Raw genomic sequence first — 16,730 nt, forward strand, 5'->3', positions numbered from 1 at the left:
CTCACCCCTCGATCTTCGCGAACTCCGCCACCTCCCGCGTCGCGGCGCGCAGCGCGTTGAGCAGAGCCAAGCGGTTCTCGCGGAGCTTCGGATCGGGCGCGTTGACGGTCACGTCCTGGAAGAACGCGTCGACCGGCGCGCGCAGCGTCGAGAGCGCCTGCATGGCGCCTGAGAAATCCTCGCGGGCAACGGCGGCTGAGGCGGTCTCCCGCGCCTTCGCGAGGGCCTCGGCCAGCGCCCGCTCGGCCGGCTCGCCCGCGGCGGCCAGCGCGGCGTCGGGCGCGGAATCGTAGGCGCGGCCGTCCTTCTTCTCCTCGATCCGCAGGATGTTGGCCGCGCGCTTGTAGCCCGCGAGCAGGTTCTGCCCGTCCTCAGTGTCGAGGAACTGCCCGAGGGCTTCAACGCGGCGGACCACCATCAGCAGGTCGTCCTGGCCGGGCAGGGCGAAGACGGCGTCGATCAGGTCGTGGCGGGCGCCCTGGTCGCGGAGATAGACCTTCAAGCGGTCGGCGAGGAAGCCGAGGAGGTCCCGCGCATCGGCGCCGGCCCGACCGGCGAGGCCGCGATCCGCCGCGCCGGCCTGCTCCAGCAGGCGCAGGCGCAGGCCGCGGTCGAGGATCAGGCGGATCACGCCGAGAGCCGCCCGGCGCAGGGCGAACGGGTCCTTGCTCCCCGTGGGCTTCTCGTCGATCGCCCAGAAGCCCGCCAGCGTGTCGAGCTTGTCGGCGAGCGCCACCGCGATGGAGACCGGATCGGTCGGCACCCGGTCGGAGGGGCCGAGCGGCTTGTAGTGCTCCTCGATGGCGGCGCAGACGCTGTCGGGCTCGCCCTGGAGCGCCGCGTATTTCCGGCCCATCAGGCCCTGGAGCTCGGGGAACTCGCCGACCATCTCGGTGACGAGGTCGGCCTTGGCGAGGCGGGCGGCGCGCTCGGCGAGGGCCGGGTCGGCGCCGACCAGCGGCGCGAGGCCCTTTGCCAGAGCGGCGATGCGGGCGATCCGCTCGCCCTGCGTGCCGAGCTTCTCGTGGAACACGATGCTGTCGAGCTTGGGCAGCCTATCTTCCAGGCGGGTGGCCTTGTCGGTCTCCCAGAAGAACTTCGCGTCCGAGAGGCGCGCCCGCACCACCCGCTCGTTGCCGGCGGTGATCGCCTGGCCGCCGTCGGTGGCGACGAGGTTCGAGACCAGGATGAAGGCCGGCGCCAGGTCCTCCGAGCCGCTCTTCCGCAGCACGAAGCACTTCTGGTTGGCCCGGATCGTCGCCCGGATCGCCTCGGCGGGGATGTCGAGGAAGCTCGCGTCGAACGAGCCCATCAGCACCACCGGCCATTCCACGAGGCCCGACACCTCGTCCAGCAGGCCCTCGTCCTCCACGAGGTCGAGGCCGCTCGCGAAGGCGAGGTCGCGGGCATCGTGCAGGATCACGTCCTTGCGCCGCTCGGGGTCGAGGACGACCTTCGCCCGCTCCAGCGCCTGGATGTAATCGTCGAACCGGCGCACCTCGATCGCCTCGGGGGCGAGGAAGCGGTGGCCGTAGGTCACGGTGCCGGCCGCGATTCCGCCGACCGAGAAGGGCACTGTTTCCGGCGTCTCGGTCTCCGGCCCGAAGGTCGCGACGATCGACTGCAGCGGGCGCACCCAGCGCAGGGAGCCCGGCTCGGCCGAGGCCGCGCCCCAGCGCATGGATTTCGGCCAGGGGAAGCTCTTGACGATCTCGGGCAGGAGTTCGGCCAGCACGTCCAGAGTCTCGCGGCCCGGGCGCTCGATCACCGCGAGGTAGAACGCGCCCTTCTTCGGGTCGGTGACGGTCGTGGCCTGATCGAGGCTCGTCAGCCCCGCGCCCTTCAGGAAGCCCTGGACGGCCGCCTCGGGCGCGCCGACCCGCGGGCCGCGGCGCTCCTCGCGCACGGCCTCGCCCCGGGCGGGCAGGCCGGCGATGTGCAGCGCCAAGCGGCGCGGCGTCGAGAACGCCCGGGCGCCCTCGTACAGGAAGCCGCGCGCCACGAGGGCGTCGGTGACGAGCTTCTTGAGATCCTCCGCCGCGCGCCGCTGCATGCGGGCGGGGATCTCTTCCGAGCGGAGTTCGAGCAGGAGGTCGGGCATGGGGCGGCCATATCGCCGCGCCGCACCCCTGTCGAGGGTCGGCGCGCGGGGCTCAGCGCGACTCGCCCTTGAGGATGGTCGAGAGCTGCCACTTGCGGTCGCCGATCGCGTGGGCGTCGGAGACCTTCCAGCCGCCGTCCTCGCGCACGAGGTCGTACACGATGACGTTGGCGCCGTTGCCGCCCTTGCGCTCGACGGTGACCTTCGCCTGGTCCTTGCCCTCGGTGGCCTCCTTGAAGGTCAGGTTCTTCACCGTGTCGGGCTTCAGGGGCTCGCCGTTCAGGCGGTAGTCGAAGTCGAGGTTGCCGGTGGCGCCGTTGGCCTGCTTCGCGTCGGCGTCGAACAGGCCCTGCAGGCGCTTCGAGTACACGGAGGAGTGATTCGGGTGCGGCTCGGCGTAGAGCTTCTTCACCGTGGCCTCGGGCCCGGGATCGGCCGCCAGCGCGGGGGCGAGGCCGAATCCGAGGAGGCTGAGGGCGAGGATCGTCTTCTTCATTGGGCATGTCCCGCGTCTGCGGACGCGCCGAGGCGCGCCGGTTGGCGGGGGTTGCAACGCGCGAGGGGGCAAGGGGCTCCGCGATGGGGCTCCGCTCCGTCATCGCGAGCGCAGCGAAGTAACCCAGGGTGTCGGCACGTCTGGCAGCGAGGAGCGACCCTGGATTGCTTCGCTGCGCTCGCAAGGACGGCGGCGCCACCGGGCACTCCGGACTGCGTCATCCGCAGCCGTCTGGCCGAGCGCCAGCGCCGACCTCACGCCCCCCCGGCGGCGGTCCTCAACCACGCCGCGCCGCAGGCCTTGGCCAGCTCGCGCACGCGCAGGATATAGCTCTGGCGCTCCGTCACCGAGATCACGCCGCGCGCGTCGAGCAGGTTGAACACGTGGCTCGCCTTGATGCACTGGTCGTAGGCCGGCTGCGCCATGCGGTGGCGCTCCCCCTCCGCGCCCGGCGCGCCCGCCGCGAGGTAGGACCGGCAGGCGGCCTCCGCGTCGGTGAACTGGCGGAACAGCATCGCGGTGTCGGCCGCCTCGAAGTTGTGGCGGGAATATTCCTGCTCGGCCTGCAGGAACACGTCCCCGTAGGTGATCCGGTCGGCGCCCTCGGCGCCGTTGAAGTCGAGGTCGTAGACGTTCTCGACACCCTGGACGTACATGGCGAGCCGCTCCAGCCCGTAGGTCAGCTCGCCCGCCACCGGCGCGCACTCGAAGCCCGCCACCTGCTGGAAATAGGTGAACTGGCTCACCTCCATCCCGTCGCACCAGCACTCCCAGCCGAGACCCCAGGCACCGAGCGTCGGGCTCTCCCAGTCGTCCTCGACGAAGCGGATGTCGTGGAGCTTCAGGTCGACGCCGATGGCGGCGAGCGAGGCGAGGTAGAGCTCCTGCAGGTTCGGCGGGTTCGGCTTCAGGATCACCTGGAACTGGTAATAGTGCTGGAGCCGGTTGGGGTTCTCGCCGTAGCGGCCGTCCTTGGGCCGGCGCGAGGGCTGGACGTAGGCCGCCTTCCAGGGCTTCGGGCCGAGCGCCCGCAGGGTCGTGGCCGGATGGAACGTGCCGGCACCGACCTCCATGTCGTAGGGCTGGAGGATCACGCAGCCCTGCGCCGCCCAGAATTCCTGAAGCGTCAGGATCAGACCCTGGAAGGATTTTGTCTGGGACATCGGTCTCGGCGGCTCGGGATCGCGCGGCGGCTGGGGCCGTCGGCGGGCCGGTTTAGGTGCGGGCGGCCGGGGGTGCAAGCAGAGGGCGCGGCCGGGCTTGCCTGCCCGGACCGGATGGTGGTCCGATCCCGCCGTCCCGGCGGAGAGACACCCGGCGGAGAGACACGGAGCGAATCATGGACGACAGCCTCGCGATCCGCCCGATCGGGCCCGGCGACCGGGACGCGTGGCTGCCGCTCTGGCAGGGCTACCAGGCCTTCTACAAGGTCGACCTGTCGAACGCCGTCACCGACACGACCTGGCAGCGCCTCAACGATCCGGCCGAGCCGGTGGATGGCGCCCTGGCGTGGCGCGGCGCCGACGCGGTCGGCCTCGTCCACCACATCCGCCACCGCTCGGCCTGGACGATCGGCGACTACTGCTACCTCCAGGACCTGTTCGTGGCGGACGGCACGCGCGGGCTCGGGATCGGCCGTCGGCTGATCGAGCACGTCTACGCGGCCGCGCAGGCCGCCGGCTGCTCCCGCGTCCACTGGCTGACGCACGAGACCAACGCGGACGCGATGCAGCTCTACGACCGGATCGCCGAGAAGTCGGGCTTCGTGCAGTACCGCAGGATCTTCTGAGCGCCGGCTCCCCACGTGCGCCCGGACACCCAAGCGTGGCGGTTTTTGGGCAATAAACCGGAACCGCCGAGCTGACGGCCAAGTTATCAGCGCAACAGGGGATCTCGGCACCTCAGCGCTGCCGAATACAGAACGTCGGACGACCCGTCATGTACAATGCTCGCACCCGCACCAGCTTCGGCCGCAAGAACATCGCCGTCTTCGCCGCGCTCGCCATCTCGTCGCTGGCCGCCACGCCCTTCGTGATGAGCGCCAGCCGCGCGCTCGCCACCTCCGAGGACCAGCCGGTGACCGCGACTCTGCGGGTCGAGCCTGTGGAGGTCGCCCCCGTGGCGGCCGCGCCGAAGGCTGAGGGAAGCTGCCTGCGTAAGGTCCGGGTGGTCTACAGCGGCTACGGCCAGTCGGCGGACGGCTGCGCGGCCCACTGAGGACCGCGCCCCGACTCAGCCGTGGGCCGGCGCGGTCCCGGCCAGGCGCTTGAGATGGAGTTCCTCCAAGTCGATCTCCGTCTCCAGCTGCCGCAGAACCGAGCTGTGGATCCGGTTCTGCCGGTGCAGGTCGATCAGGGCCGACCGGCCTGAGCGCACGGCGAGCAGCGCGGCGGCGAAGTGTTCGGTCTTCTCGGCCGCCAGCGCCGTGCGCTCGTCGCGGTCGCGCGAGGCCGCCCGCACCCGGCGGCGGTACTCCTCCACGAGGCGCGGGTGCTGCAGCGCGCCGGTCTCGGGGAACACGAGGCCCTGAAGGGCGGCGAGCCCGGCCTCGTTCACGACGACGCGGGCCATCGGCGCGTCGAGGTGGCCGTCGGGGAGGCGCGACGCGGGGTCGAGGCGGAGGCCGCGGATCAGCGGCCCCAGGGTCGTGCCCTGCACCAGCACGGTGAACAGGATCACCGCGAAGGCCGCCACCAGGATCGCGTCGCGGCCGGGGAAATCCACCGGCAGGGCCAGGGCGGCCGCCAGGGTCACGACCCCGCGCATGCCGGCCCACCCGACGATCAGCGGCACGGCCGGGTTCGGGGAAGGCTCCTGCGCGCGGACCCGCGGCGACAGCAGCCGCCGGAGGTAGACGGCGGGGAACACCCAGAGCAGGCGGGCGACGACGCAGGTCGCCGTGACGGCGAGCGCCAGCGGCAGCTCCGCCGCGAGCGCCCCCGGCTGGCCGCCGGTCCGGGCGAGCACGCCGCGGAGCGCCAGCCCGATCAGCACGAAGACCAGGGCCTCCAGCACGAAGACCACGAATTCCCACACCGCCACGGAGTGGCGGCGGGCATGGGCGTCGAAGGTCTCGTGCTCCCGACCGCCCATCATCAGGCCGCAGGCGACCACGGCCAGGACGCCGGAGGCGTGAACCTCCTCGGCCGCGAGGTAGGCCACGTAGGCGGCGAGGAAGCTCAGCACTGTGATGGCGTTGGCGTCGTGCATGCGCCGCATCACCAGGGTCACCGCCACCCCGCAGCCGACCCCGACCGCGACGCCCGCCGCCGCGAGCCACGCGAAGCTGCCGGCCGCCGCCCAGGCGCTGAAGGTGCCGGTGAGCGCCGCCGCCACCGCGAACCGGTAGAGCACGAGGCCCGAGGCGTCGTTCACGAGGCTCTCGCCCTCCAGGACCGTGATCATCCGGCGGGGCAGGGCGACGCGGGCCAGCACCGCCTTGGCGGCGACCGCGTCCGGCGGCGACACGATGGCGCCCAGCGCGAAGCAGGCGGCCCAGGGCAGGGACGGCACCACCGCGTGGGCGACGAGACCGACCACCAGGGTCGTGAACAGGACCGCGCCGAGGGACAGGGACAGGATCGGGCCGAGGCTCGCCCGGAAGTCGCGCCAGACGGTGAAGTAGGCGGATTCCAGCAGGAGCGGCGGCAGGAACAGGACCATGATCAGGTCCGGGTCGAGATCGAAGGCCGGCAGCCCCGGCACCACCGCCAGCGCCATGCCGCCGACGACGAGGGCGGCGGCCGGCGGGAAGCCGAGGCGCCCGGCCGACAGCGACAGCAGCAGGGCCGCGCCGAGGAGGCCGAGGATCAGTTCGAACAGGGCGACGGCTGTCATCGATGGATCGGGCCCGGCGCCGGAACTCCGGCAAGCGCGGCCGTTCTAGGACGTTTCCAGGCCGGATGAATACCGCGTCCGCCGCGGGGCCATCGAGGGGCCGCCGAGGATCGCGGTGCGGTCAGCGACCTACAGCGCGCCTTCCCGCACGGCACCCGGATCGGCCAGCGCGTGCAGGATGCGCGCGGCGCTGTGGGCGAAGCGCAGCGTCACGGCCTTGCGGCGGGCGCCGCTCAGCGGGTGCTCGGGCGGCTCGCGCAGGATCCCGGCCCCGTAGGCGTCGGCGACGATCAGGCCGCACTCCTCCGGGATCAGCGACTCGGGCACGTCCTCGGGGATGGCGAAGAAGAACCGGTCGCAGAAGTCGCGGTAATCCGGCCATTTCCGGTCGGCGCGGAAATCGGCCACGCTCGACTTGATCTCCACGATGGTGAGCTTGCCGGCGCCGCAGAGCGCGATCACGTCGGCGCGGCGGCCGTTGACGAGAGAGAATTCCGGCAGGGTGACGCAGCCCATCTCCGAGAACAGCCGGCGCACGCCGCGCTGGATGCGCAGGGCCGTGGGCGATTGCCGCCGGTCGAGCGGCAGCAGCGCCTCGACGGACGGGGGCGCGGAATCGGGGAGGCCGAGGGAAGCGGACATCGAGCTCGGGGGATGCGTCTGCGGGTGCGTCTGTACCGAATCGGGACATCCTGCCAAGTCGCGCCCGGTCCGTCACCTGCGGCGCGGCGGCGCCCCACGCATCACCCCTGGGCGATCACCCGAGGCAGGCCCGGATCGCGTCGAACCCGTCGGTGAGGGCGGCCGGGCCGGGCTGCAGGATCAGCGGCGACTTGATCTCGTGGATGCGCCCGTCGCGCACCGCCGGGATCGCCGCCCAGCCGGGCCGGGACCGGATCCGCTCGACATTGACCCGCTTGCCGCACCACGAGGCGAGGATCACGTCGGGCGCGGCCGCGATCACCTGCTCGGCGGCGACGATCCGGTCCTTCGCGGCCGGCTGGCGGCTCAGTTCCGGGAAGACGTCGCGGCCGCCGGCGAGGCCGATCAGGTCCGAGACCCAGCCGATGCCGGAGATCATCGGCGCGTCCCACTCCTCGAAGTAGACGCGCGGGGGCGGCCGGTCCCGGACCTCCGCGGCGGCCGCGGCCAGCCGCGCCTCGAGGCCCGCCGCAAGGGTCTCGGCCCGCTCCGGCAGGCCCACGAGGGCGCCGAGCGTCCGCACCATGGCGAGGCAGCCCGCCACGTCGCGCTGGTTGAACAGGTGGACCGCCACGCCCGCGCGGGCGAGGTCGGCGACGATGCCGGCCTGGAGGTCCGAGAAGGCCAGGACGAGGTCCGGCGCCAGCGCCAGGATCTTCGGGATGTCCGCGCTGGTGAAGGCGGAGACGCGCGGCTTCTCCCGGCGGACCCGGGGCGGGCGCACCGCGTAGCCCGAGACGCCGACGATCCTGTCTTCCGCGCCCAGGAGGTACAGGGTCTCGACCGTCTCCTCGGTGAGGCAGACGATCCGCTCGGGCGGGAAGCGGCGCATCAGCGGCGGGGCCGGATCATCGGTCGAGCCAGTTCATCGGTCGAGCCACGTGAGCAGCCCGGCCCCGGGGGCCAGCAGCACGAAGGCCCAGACCAGGGCGGAGGCGACGTTGGCCAGCTGGAACGGCAGCCGCGCCAGGCCGAGGATGCCGGCGAAGAGCGGGACCAGGGCGCGGGCCGGTCCGAAGAAGCGCCCCAGAGCCACCGCGGCGATGCCCCAGCGGCCGATGAAAGCCTCGGCCTTGGCCATGAGCTCGGGGTAGCGCCGCAGCGGCCACTTGGTCTTCGCCCCGGGCCCGAGCCAGCGCCCGGCCTCGTAGGAGATCCAGTCGCCGAGGGCGGCTCCCAGCGCCGCGGCGATCACCACCGGCCAGAACGGGATGTCGGCGCCGCCGACGAGGGCCCCGATGCCCACCAGGATCACCGTCGCCGGGACGAACAGCGACAGGATGGCGATCGATTCGCAGAAGGCGAGGCCGCCCGCGATGACCGGCGTCCAGGCCTTGTGCGCCTCCACGAAGGCGAGGGTCGAGGTGCGCAGGGCTTCGATGTCCATGGGGCTCCGAACGGGGCTCGGCGGATGGGAGGAGGGTCGGTCCCATCTGAGGCGCGCGGGGGAGGGCGGCAAGGGACAGGGGTGCGGCCGGCGCCGGAACCGGCTAACCGTAGCGGGACAACGAGCGAGTCCCGCGTTGAACGTCCTGTCGATCCAGTCCCACGTCGCCTACGGCCATGTCGGCAACGCCTCGGCGGTGTTCCCGATGCAGCGACTCGGGGTCGAGGTCTGGCCGGTCCACACGGTGCAGTTCTCCAACCACACCGGCTACGGGGCGTGGCGCGGCCCCGTCTTCGACGCGGCGATGATCCGCGAGGTGGTGCGCGGCATCGGCGAGCGCGGGGTCCTGGGCGGCTGCGACGCGGTCCTGTCGGGCTACATGGGCTCGGCCGAGATCGGCGCCGCGATCCTGGAGGCGGTGAATGCCGTGCGGGCGGCGAACCCGCGGGCGCTCTACTGCTGCGACCCGGTGATCGGCGACGTCGAGGAGGGCGTCTACGTGCGGCCCGGCATCGAGGCCTTCCTGCGCGAGCGCGCGGTCCCGGCCGCCGACATCCTCACCCCCAACCAGTTCGAGCTCGGCCTCCTCACCGGCCTGCCGAGCGGCACCCTGGCGGAGGCCGGGGCCGCGATCGCGGCGCTCCGGGCGCGCGGGCCGCGGGTGGTCCTGGTCACCTCGGCGCTCTGCGCCGACACCCCCGCCGACAGCATCGACCTGCTGGCGGGCGCGGAGGGGCGGCTGTTCCGGGTCCGGACGCCCCGGCTCGCCATCGCGGTGAACGGGGCCGGCGACTGCATCGCGGCGCTGTTCCTGGTGCACTACGCCCGGACCGGCTCGGCCGAGGCGGCGCTGGGCGCGGCGGCGGCCTCGATCTACGGGCTGCTCAAGCGCACCGCCGAGGCGGGGTCGCGGGAGATCCTGACGGTGGCCGCGCAGGAGGAGTACGTGAACCCGAGCGCGCGGTTTCCGGTCGAGGCGGTCTGAGGCCCCCCGGCAAACCGCCTCGCTCAAATCCGCAGAGAGCAGCAAGGATCGAAACGATGGCGCGCCGCTTCGTCACCCTCGACGTGTTCACCGAGCGGAGGCTCGCCGGCAATCCCCTCGCCGTGGTGCTCGACGCGGAGGGGCTCGACACCGCCGCCATGCAGGCCATCGCGCGGGAGTTCAACCTGTCGGAGACGGTCTTCGTCCTCCCGCCCGCGGAGGCCCGGCATCGGGCGGCGCTGCGCATCTTCACCCCCGCCCGGGAGCTGCCCTTCGCCGGGCACCCGACGGTGGGCACCGCCGTGCTGCTGGCGCTGCAGGACCCGACCCGGGGCGACGCCCGGGCCTTCGGCCTGGAGGAGGGGATCGGCATCGTCCCCTGCGTGGTCGAGACCCTGGCGGACGGGACCGGCGGACGGGCCCGGTTCCGGCTCCCGGTCCTGCCGGACTATCTCGGGCCCGGCCCCGATCCCGCCGCGCTGGCGCGGCTGCTGGGCCTCGAGCCCGGCGACATCGGCACCGGCCGGCACGCCCCGAGCCGCCACGGCGTGGGGCCGACCTTCACCTGCGTGCCGGTCGCGTCAGTCGCCGCCCTCGACGCCGCCCGGACCGCCCAGGCACCCGATCCGGCCGACGGGCTCTACCTCTACACCCCGGATCCCGAGGGCACCGGCCAAAGCTGGCGCGTCCGCATGTTCGCGCCGAATGTCGGCGTGCCGGAGGACCCCGCCACCGGCTCGGCGGCCTCCGCCTTCGCGGGGGTACTGATGCAGTTCGAGGCGCTGGGCGACGGCACCCACGACGTGGCGATTCGCCAGGGCGAGGCGATGGGACGGCCGAGCGACATCGCGCTCCAGCTCACCGTCTGGGCCGGCGCCCTGCAGGGCGTCGAGATCGGCGGCGCCGCCGTGATCCTGTCGGACGGCACCCTGCATGTCTGAACGCTCCTCTGACGGCGTCTCCGACGGCTTCCGGATCACCCGCGTCGCGGACGTGGTGGCGCGGTTCGTGGACCACGACTGGGCCTTCCCCCGGGCGCACGCGGCCGCCATCGCGGCCCACTGGCAGGCCCGGCTGCGCCGCAGCCCCGGCATGTTCGACGGGACCGTCCTGCTGTGCTGCGACCACGCCGTCGCCGACGGGGTCGCCCGCCTCGACCTGTTCGCGACGCGCTACGCGACCTTCACCTACTACCGGGAGGTGCCCCACGCCGAGGCCGGCATCGCCAACGCCTTCGCGGCGATCGTGCCCTGGACTGCGGACGGCGCCGTCCTGCTCGGCGACATGGGCGCCCACACGGCCAATGCCGGCCAGCTCTACTTCCCCTGCGGGACCCCGGATCCGGACGACGTGCGCGGCGCGGGGGTCGATCTCACCGGCAGCGCCGCCCGGGAACTCGCCGAGGAGACCGGCCTCGCACTGCCGGACGGGGCCGAGACGGATTGGGTGCTGCTGGAGGGGGAGGGCCAGCTCGCCTTCCTGCGGCCGGTGCGCTTCCCCGAGCCGGCCGCGCGGCTCGTGGCGCGCATCGCCGACCATCTCCGCGCCGAGGCCGAGCCGGAACTCGCCGGGATGCACGTGGTGCGGGGCCGCGAGGACATCGACGCAGCGCGGATGCCGGGCTTCGTGCGGGCCTACCTGGCGGACGCGTTCCCGCCCACCCGCTGATCGGCGCACGGACCAGCCCGATCGCCCTCGACGCGGGCGTCGTGGCGGGGGTCCAGCAGGCCGCGGACCGGGCGCCGCGGCACGGCATCCTGTCGAGGCCCCTCGAAGTCGGGCGGGCCGTGGACCGGAGCTTCGCGGAAGCGGCCTCGAACTGGGCTAGGGACGGTCGTCAAACCCCGCGTTTTTTGCGGCACTGCGGGAGCTTCGCTGTTTTCGGCACGTTCACCAGGGGCTCCCCGCAGCGGCACGTGGCCGGGCGGGTCGCGTTCCGGAGTGTCCATGTCCGATTCCCGTCGTCCCGCATCGCAGGCCCGCGCGTCCCGCTCGCGCATCCAGGAAGGCCAACCCTATCCCCTCGGCGCTACCTGGGACGGGCTCGGGGTCAATTTCGCGCTGTTCTCGGCCCACGCCACCAAGGTCGAGCTCTGCCTGTTCGACGACCAGGGCGAGCAGGAGATCGAGCGGATCGAGCTGCCCGAGTACACGGACGAGATCTGGCACGGCTACCTGCCCGACGCGCGCCCCGGCACGATCTACGGCTACCGCGTCCACGGCCCCTACGAGCCGAAGGCCGGACACCGGTTCAACCCCAACAAGCTGCTGATCGACCCCTACGCCAAGGGTCTCGTCGGCTCGATCACCTGGAACCCGGCCCTGTTCGGCTACCAGATGGAGACGGGCGACGACCTGACCTTCGACGAGCGCGACAGCGCCCCCTACACGCGCCGCTCCCGCGTCATCGACCCGGCCTTCACCTGGGGACGGCACCGCAAGCCGCTGATCCCCTGGGAGAAGACCATCGTGTACGAGGCCCACGTCAAGGGCATGACCAAGCTCGACCCGCGGGTGCCGGAGAAGCTGCGCGGCACCTATGCCGGCCTCGGGACCCGGGACGTGCTCGACTACATCAAGAGCCTCGGCGTCACCTCGGTGGAGCTGCTGCCGGTCCACGCCTTCGTGCAGGACGACTACCTGCAGCAGAAGGACCTGGTGAATTACTGGGGCTACAACACGATCTCGTTCTTCACCCCCGCACGGCGCTACGCCGCAGTGCCGGACTTCGCCTTCTCCGAGTTCAAGGAGATGGTCTCGCGCTTCCACGGTGCCGGCCTCGAGGTGATCCTCGACGTGGTCTACAACCACACCGCCGAGGGCAACGAGAAGGGTCCGACCCTGTCGTTCAAGGGTGTCGACAACGCCTCCTACTACCGGCTGCTGCCGAACGAGCCGCGCTACTACATCAACGACACCGGCACCGGGAACACCTTCAACCTGTCGCACCCGCGGGTGCTGCAGCTCGTGACCGACTCCCTGCGCTACTGGGCGCAGGAGATGCAGGTGGACGGGTTCCGCTTCGACCTCGCGACGATCCTGGGCCGCGAGCCCTACGGCTTCGACGAGGGCGGCGGCTTCCTCGACACCTGCCGGCAGGACCCGGTGCTCAACAACGTCAAGCTGATCGCCGAGCCGTGGGATTGCGGCCCGGGCGGCTACCAAGTCGGCGGCTTCCCGCCGGGCTGGGCCGAGTGGAACGACCGGTTCCGCGACGACGTCCGCGCCTACTGGAAAGGCGACGGCGGGCTGCTGCCGGACCTGGCCGCGCGCGTCTCGGGCTCGGCCGACAAGTTCAACAAGCGCGGGCGCAAGCCCTGGGCCTCGGTGAACTTCCTCACCGCCCACGACGGCTTCACCCTGCACGACACGGTCTCGTACAACGACAAGCACAATGAGGCGAACGGCGAGGGCAACCGCGACGGCCACTCGCACAACCTCTCGTACAATTACGGCGTGGAGGGCCCCACGGACGATCCTGAGATCCGGGCGGTGCGCCTGCGCCAGATGCGCAACATGCTGGCGACCCTGTTCCTGTCCCGCGGCACGCCGATGCTGCTCGCCGGCGACGAGTTCGCCCGGACACAGAAGGGCAACAACAACGCCTACTGCCAGGACAACGAGGTCTCGTGGCTCGACTGGGGGGCGATCGGCGACGAGGAGCGGGATCTCGCCGAGTTCACACAGCGCCTGATCATCCTGCGCAACGCCCTGCCGATCCTGAGCCGCGGCCGGTTCCTCACCGGCCAGTACGACGAGGAGTTCGGCGTCAAGGACGTGACGTGGCTGCGGCCGGACGGCAGCGAGATGGCCGGCGAGAACTGGTCGGACGGCGAGGCCCGGGCCTTCGCGGTCCAGCTCGACGGGCGCGCCCAGGCCACCGGCCTGCACCGGCGCGGCGGCGACGCGACCTTGCTGATCATGTTCAACGCCTACCACGACCTCGTGACGTTCACGCTGCCGGAATCGGTTGGCGGCGTGGCCTGGACGCGGCTCCTCGACACCAACCTGCCCGACAGCCAGGACGTGGAGAGCTTCAAGTTCGGCTCCGGCTACGACGTGACCGGGCGCTCGCTCCTGATGTTCGTGCTCAAGCCCGAGGACAGCCCGGGCGTCGAGGACAACGCCATGGAGCGCTCCTACCAGCACGTGATGCAAGCCTTCGAGCGGGCGAACGTGGAGCATGTCCGCTTCCACCTCGACGATGCGGAAGGGTGAGGGACGCGGCCGGGCGGTTTTAGCGTCGCCCAGCCGGCTACGCCTTGCGCCGGACGGCGCACCCGGCTAACAGCACGGCACCGCGCGGCCCTGGCCGCGCCCGGCGCGCCGCGTGCGCGCCCGGGTGCCCGGTTCGCGGACGGAGGGGTGGCCGAGTGGTTGAAGGCGCACGCCTGGAAAGTGTGTATACCGGAAACGGTATCGCGGGTTCGAATCCCGCTCCCTCCGCCATTTTGCTCTGATTATATTGAAAAAATTTTCCGGCTTGGGGATCCTACCCTACCAACCGGGCAGGATCTGATCGTCACCCCTTCCAATCCGAAACGCGAAGCCATTCTGCAGATGTTGCGGATTTTGGTCTGGTTCGCACGTCGACCTGGCCTGAAGAGGCGGCGAGCCGTTCACAGGATCCCTGCCGACATGCCAGGGTCCATCGGACTACGAGTCCCTGAGCCTGCTTGTGGGACGCTTACCGGTGGCGGTGTAGCGGCCTGCCAGCTGGTCCGCAGCATGACGCAGCGGCCGAGACCGACGACGCACCCGTTTGACGCTCCATCAACGCACTTTCGCCCGTTTTTTTGCCGAGATCGGTAGCGAGCGATCGAGGCTAGATACCATGGAACTTCCAATCGCGGCTCGGCACGAGAAATCCCCAGGCGAGTCGTATCTGCACGTCCTGCACGCGCTAATCCTTCGAGACATGCGAACCCGTTTCGGCGCTTCTCTGTGGGGTTATGGGGTGATCGTGCTCTGGCCCTGCGTTCACATCTTCATGCTGATTGCAATTTATACATTTCAGAAAGTTGCTGCGCCGTTGGGCGATAATAGAGCCTTGTTCTTCGCAACGGGCGCAGTTCCGGTCCTGGTTTTCCAGTACATATCACGTGAAGTTATGAAGTCTGTGATAATGAACCGGCCATTGACATACTACCCGCAAGTAAAATTATTTGATGTTGTTCTGTCTCGAGTTCTGGTCGAGATTGTAACGGGATTTCTGGCGCTCCTGGTGGTTGCTTCTGTGTTAGTTATTATTGGCAGCAATCCCATACCCGCAGATCCATTCACTGCCATGTGTGGATATCTAGCCGCCATCCTGCTCGGAATTGGTATAGGAACTATCAATGTTGCTATTATCGGATTTTTTCCGGGCTGGATGATTGGCTACGCGCTGTTTAGCATCATTCTCTATGTTTCCAGCGGCGTAATGTTTCTACCGAGCTACATGCCCGACAAGATTTACTATTGGATGAAATTCAATCCCGCCCTCCAATGCGCCGAATGGGTCAGATCAGCTTATTATCCGTACGCGGGCATCCAAGTTGACGGTCTTTATGTGATATTATTTGCATTAACCTCAGCCACCATCGGATTGTTGCTTATCAAGCACGTCGTTAGCAAGATGAACGCCTAGGAGTCTGTCCGAGCAATCCCTCGACGTCGGATCCGGAGGGTGATTCATTCGGCTTATGGCCAAGGTGTTTCGCGCGTGGGACGTCGATCAGGGCTGACTACTGCCGCCCTCGCTGCACGAGTTCGTTCCGCCCGGGCACATGGCGCACTTCGTGCGCGATACGGTGCGGGAGGCGCTCGACCTCTCGGCCATCCTCGCCACCTACACGGAGGAGCGCGGATACCCGCCCTACCATCCCGGCATGATGGTGGCCCTGCTGCTCTACGGCTACAGCCGCGGTCTGTACTCGTCGCGCCAGCTCGCCCGCGCCTGTGAGGAGCGGGTCGATGTCATGGCCGTCACCGGCCTGAACCGGCCCGACTTCCGCACCATCGCCGACTTCCGCAAACGCCACCTCGCGGCCCTGTCGGACCTGTTCGTGCAGGTGCTGCGCCTGTGTCGAGCCGCCGGTCTGGTCGAGTTCGCCCACGTGGCGGTGGACGGCACCAAGCTGAAGGCCAACGCCTCCCGCCACAAGGCGATGAGCTACAGAGGGATGAAGACGGCCGAGCCGGCCCTGACCGCCGAGGTCCAAGCCTGGTTGGATCGCGCGAGCGAGGCTGACACGGCCAAGGATCAGGCTCACGGCGTGAACCGGCGCGGCGACGAGACGCCGGACTGGATGGCCGACAAGCAGCAACGGCTGGAAGCAATACGCGCCGCCAAGGCCGCGCTGGAGGCGGAGGCGGCTGATCCGCCCGATCCCGAGGACGAGAGCGGGCCGGGCGCCTCGTTGGGCATGCGTTGGCAGGGCCGGCCACTGCGCGGCGAAGACGGCAGTCCGCCCGACCGGGCGCAGCGCAACTTCACTGACCCGGACAGCGGGATCCTGCCCACGCGTGATGGCTTCGTGCAAGGCTACAACGGCCAGGTCGCAGTCGACGCGGCGCATCAGGTGATCGTCGCGCACCGCTTCGTGACCAACTCGGCCGACTACCGCGCCCTCGTGCCGCTCGTGGACGGGGTCCGGGCTCATCTTGGGCGCAGGCCGCGGGAGGTCTCGGGCGATGCCGGCTTTGCCAACGAGGCGAACCTCGTCGCGCTGAAGGAGCGGGGCATCACGGGCTACCTTGCTCCGGGCCGGCCGCGTCATGGCGAGGCTGACGCGGCCGGGCGCCGGAAGCTGACCAAGATGCCGTTGATGAGCGCGATGGCCGCCCGCCTGAAGCGGGCTGGGCGCCGCAGTCGGTCCCGTCTCAGGAAGCAGGTGGTCGAGCCGCTGTTCGGGCAGATCAAGCAGGCCCGAGGCTTCCGACAGTTCCTGATGAGAGGGCTCAATCAGGTCCGGGGCGAGTGGGCGATGATCTGCACGGCTCACAACCTGCTGAAGCTGGCACAGGCAGGCCGCTGAGGCCGCTGATCCGCCCTCATCGGCTCCCGTCTCGCCCCCTCTACACCGGCTTCAAGCCTCGTTACTCGGACGGGCTCCTAGAGCGGCATCCGATCAGGTTGCGTTGTATCCTGCAGCGGCAAGGTAGGCTCGACATTCAGCTGGCGCGAAGCGGGTTAGGCTGCGCCGTATGGCATCCCAGAGGTCTGGGATAGTTCGCGCCG

At 70.4% G+C, this 16,730-nt stretch carries 15 protein-coding genes, 1 tRNA gene and 1 pseudogene; 9 read left to right on the plus strand and 8 right to left on the minus strand.

Annotated features, from left to right (window positions below):
• Window position 1: 1 nt before the first annotated feature.
• The 3 genes from glyS to ACLBXO_RS15060 all read right to left on the minus strand — a co-directional run bounded on the left by glyS (window position 2) and on the right by ACLBXO_RS15060 (window position 3,760).
• The gene (gene glyS / locus ACLBXO_RS15050; RefSeq protein ID WP_447685827.1) at window positions 2-2,101 is read right to left on the minus strand and encodes a glycine--tRNA ligase subunit beta; all 2,100 of its coding nucleotides are present in this window, start codon (window positions 2,099-2,101) and stop codon (window positions 2-4) included.
• A 52-nt stretch (window positions 2,102-2,153) separates the two neighbouring features.
• Window positions 2,154-2,597 carry a DUF3828 domain-containing protein gene (locus ACLBXO_RS15055; RefSeq protein ID WP_042671538.1) on the minus strand — a complete coding sequence of 148 codons (444 nt, stop codon included), beginning with the start codon at window positions 2,595-2,597 and terminating at the stop codon, window positions 2,154-2,156.
• A gap of 254 nt (window positions 2,598-2,851) precedes the next feature.
• Complete coding sequence (locus tag ACLBXO_RS15060) at window positions 2,852-3,760, minus strand: glycine--tRNA ligase subunit alpha (RefSeq protein ID WP_447685828.1); 909 nt, start codon at window positions 3,758-3,760, stop codon at window positions 2,852-2,854.
• Window positions 3,761-3,936: 176 nt separating this feature from the next.
• Between ACLBXO_RS15060 and ACLBXO_RS15065 the strand changes: the two genes are divergently transcribed.
• Together ACLBXO_RS15065 and ACLBXO_RS15070 are read left to right on the plus strand one after the other, a co-directional pair.
• On the plus strand, window positions 3,937-4,386 hold the full coding sequence (locus ACLBXO_RS15065; RefSeq protein WP_447685829.1) for a GNAT family N-acetyltransferase: 450 nt from the start codon (window positions 3,937-3,939) through the stop codon (window positions 4,384-4,386).
• A 149-nt stretch (window positions 4,387-4,535) separates the two neighbouring features.
• The gene (locus ACLBXO_RS15070; protein ID WP_331314119.1) at window positions 4,536-4,814 is read left to right on the plus strand and encodes a hypothetical protein; all 279 of its coding nucleotides are present in this window, start codon (window positions 4,536-4,538) and stop codon (window positions 4,812-4,814) included.
• A gap of 15 nt (window positions 4,815-4,829) precedes the next feature.
• Here the strand turns inward: ACLBXO_RS15070 and ACLBXO_RS15075 are convergent, their stop codons facing one another.
• The 4 genes from ACLBXO_RS15075 to ACLBXO_RS15090 all read right to left on the minus strand — a co-directional run bounded on the left by ACLBXO_RS15075 (window position 4,830) and on the right by ACLBXO_RS15090 (window position 8,523).
• Window positions 4,830-6,434: a Na+/H+ antiporter gene (locus ACLBXO_RS15075; RefSeq protein ID WP_447685830.1), complete on the minus strand. Its 1,605-nt coding sequence runs from the start codon at window positions 6,432-6,434 to the stop codon at window positions 4,830-4,832.
• 129 nt (window positions 6,435-6,563) lie between these two features.
• Entirely contained in the window at window positions 6,564-7,076 is a 513-nt protein-coding gene (locus ACLBXO_RS15080) for an MmcB family DNA repair protein (RefSeq protein WP_447685831.1), read from the minus strand.
• 115 nt (window positions 7,077-7,191) lie between these two features.
• Window positions 7,192-7,968, minus strand: a complete 777-nt coding sequence (locus ACLBXO_RS15085; RefSeq protein ID WP_447685832.1) for a cobalamin-binding protein — start codon at window positions 7,966-7,968, stop codon at window positions 7,192-7,194.
• 33 nt (window positions 7,969-8,001) lie between these two features.
• Window positions 8,002-8,523 (minus strand): DedA family protein, encoded by a 522-nt coding sequence (locus ACLBXO_RS15090; protein ID WP_056523547.1) that lies wholly within the window; start codon window positions 8,521-8,523, stop codon window positions 8,002-8,004.
• 136 nt (window positions 8,524-8,659) lie between these two features.
• Between ACLBXO_RS15090 and pdxY the strand changes: the two genes are divergently transcribed.
• The 7 genes from pdxY to ACLBXO_RS15125 all read left to right on the plus strand — a co-directional run bounded on the left by pdxY (window position 8,660) and on the right by ACLBXO_RS15125 (window position 16,527).
• Window positions 8,660-9,508 (plus strand): pyridoxal kinase PdxY, encoded by an 849-nt coding sequence (gene pdxY / locus ACLBXO_RS15095; protein WP_331314127.1) that lies wholly within the window; start codon window positions 8,660-8,662, stop codon window positions 9,506-9,508.
• Between the two features lie 56 nt (window positions 9,509-9,564).
• Entirely contained in the window at window positions 9,565-10,449 is an 885-nt protein-coding gene (locus ACLBXO_RS15100; protein ID WP_447685833.1) for a PhzF family phenazine biosynthesis protein, read from the plus strand.
• On the plus strand, window positions 10,442-11,176 hold the full coding sequence (locus tag ACLBXO_RS15105) for an NUDIX hydrolase (protein WP_447685834.1): 735 nt from the start codon (window positions 10,442-10,444) through the stop codon (window positions 11,174-11,176). The genes ACLBXO_RS15100 and ACLBXO_RS15105 overlap by 8 nt, the downstream gene beginning before the upstream one ends.
• Window positions 11,177-11,455: 279 nt before the next feature.
• Window positions 11,456-13,726: a glycogen debranching protein GlgX gene (gene glgX, locus ACLBXO_RS15110; protein ID WP_447685835.1), complete on the plus strand. Its 2,271-nt coding sequence runs from the start codon at window positions 11,456-11,458 to the stop codon at window positions 13,724-13,726.
• 141 nt (window positions 13,727-13,867) lie between these two features.
• Window positions 13,868-13,957, plus strand: a tRNA-Ser gene (locus ACLBXO_RS15115).
• Between the two features lie 385 nt (window positions 13,958-14,342).
• Window positions 14,343-15,137, plus strand: coding sequence for an ABC transporter permease (locus tag ACLBXO_RS15120; RefSeq protein ID WP_447685838.1), 795 nt, complete (start codon window positions 14,343-14,345; stop codon window positions 15,135-15,137).
• 100 nt (window positions 15,138-15,237) lie between these two features.
• Entirely contained in the window at window positions 15,238-16,527 is a 1,290-nt protein-coding gene (locus tag ACLBXO_RS15125) for an IS1182 family transposase (RefSeq protein WP_447685839.1), read from the plus strand.
• 93 nt (window positions 16,528-16,620) lie between these two features.
• Here the strand turns inward: ACLBXO_RS15125 and ACLBXO_RS15130 are convergent.
• Window positions 16,621-16,730, minus strand: a pseudogene (locus tag ACLBXO_RS15130) (IS630 family transposase); the annotation flags it as partial.

It is taken from the genome of Methylobacterium sp. C33D (genome assembly GCF_053345825.1).

Excerpts from the sequence above, each read along its gene's own strand:
- glyS (WP_447685827.1), bottom strand. The coding sequence starts at position 2,101 with ATGCCCGACCTCCTGCTCGAACTCCGCTCGGAAGAGATCCCCGCCCGC.
- ACLBXO_RS15055 (WP_042671538.1), bottom strand. The coding sequence starts at position 2,597 with ATGAAGAAGACGATCCTCGCCCTCAGCCTCCTCGGATTCGGCCTCGCC.
- ACLBXO_RS15060 (WP_447685828.1), bottom strand. The coding sequence starts at position 3,760 with ATGTCCCAGACAAAATCCTTCCAGGGTCTGATCCTGACGCTTCAGGAA.
- ACLBXO_RS15065 (WP_447685829.1), top strand. The coding sequence starts at position 3,937 with ATGGACGACAGCCTCGCGATCCGCCCGATCGGGCCCGGCGACCGGGAC.
- ACLBXO_RS15070 (WP_331314119.1), top strand. The coding sequence starts at position 4,536 with ATGTACAATGCTCGCACCCGCACCAGCTTCGGCCGCAAGAACATCGCC.
- ACLBXO_RS15075 (WP_447685830.1), bottom strand. The coding sequence starts at position 6,434 with ATGACAGCCGTCGCCCTGTTCGAACTGATCCTCGGCCTCCTCGGCGCG.
- ACLBXO_RS15080 (WP_447685831.1), bottom strand. The coding sequence starts at position 7,076 with ATGTCCGCTTCCCTCGGCCTCCCCGATTCCGCGCCCCCGTCCGTCGAG.
- ACLBXO_RS15085 (WP_447685832.1), bottom strand. The coding sequence starts at position 7,968 with ATGCGCCGCTTCCCGCCCGAGCGGATCGTCTGCCTCACCGAGGAGACG.
- ACLBXO_RS15090 (WP_056523547.1), bottom strand. The coding sequence starts at position 8,523 with ATGGACATCGAAGCCCTGCGCACCTCGACCCTCGCCTTCGTGGAGGCG.
- ACLBXO_RS15100 (WP_447685833.1), top strand. The coding sequence starts at position 9,565 with ATGGCGCGCCGCTTCGTCACCCTCGACGTGTTCACCGAGCGGAGGCTC.
- ACLBXO_RS15105 (WP_447685834.1), top strand. The coding sequence starts at position 10,442 with ATGTCTGAACGCTCCTCTGACGGCGTCTCCGACGGCTTCCGGATCACC.
- glgX (WP_447685835.1), top strand. The coding sequence starts at position 11,456 with ATGTCCGATTCCCGTCGTCCCGCATCGCAGGCCCGCGCGTCCCGCTCG.
- ACLBXO_RS15120 (WP_447685838.1), top strand. The coding sequence starts at position 14,343 with ATGGAACTTCCAATCGCGGCTCGGCACGAGAAATCCCCAGGCGAGTCG.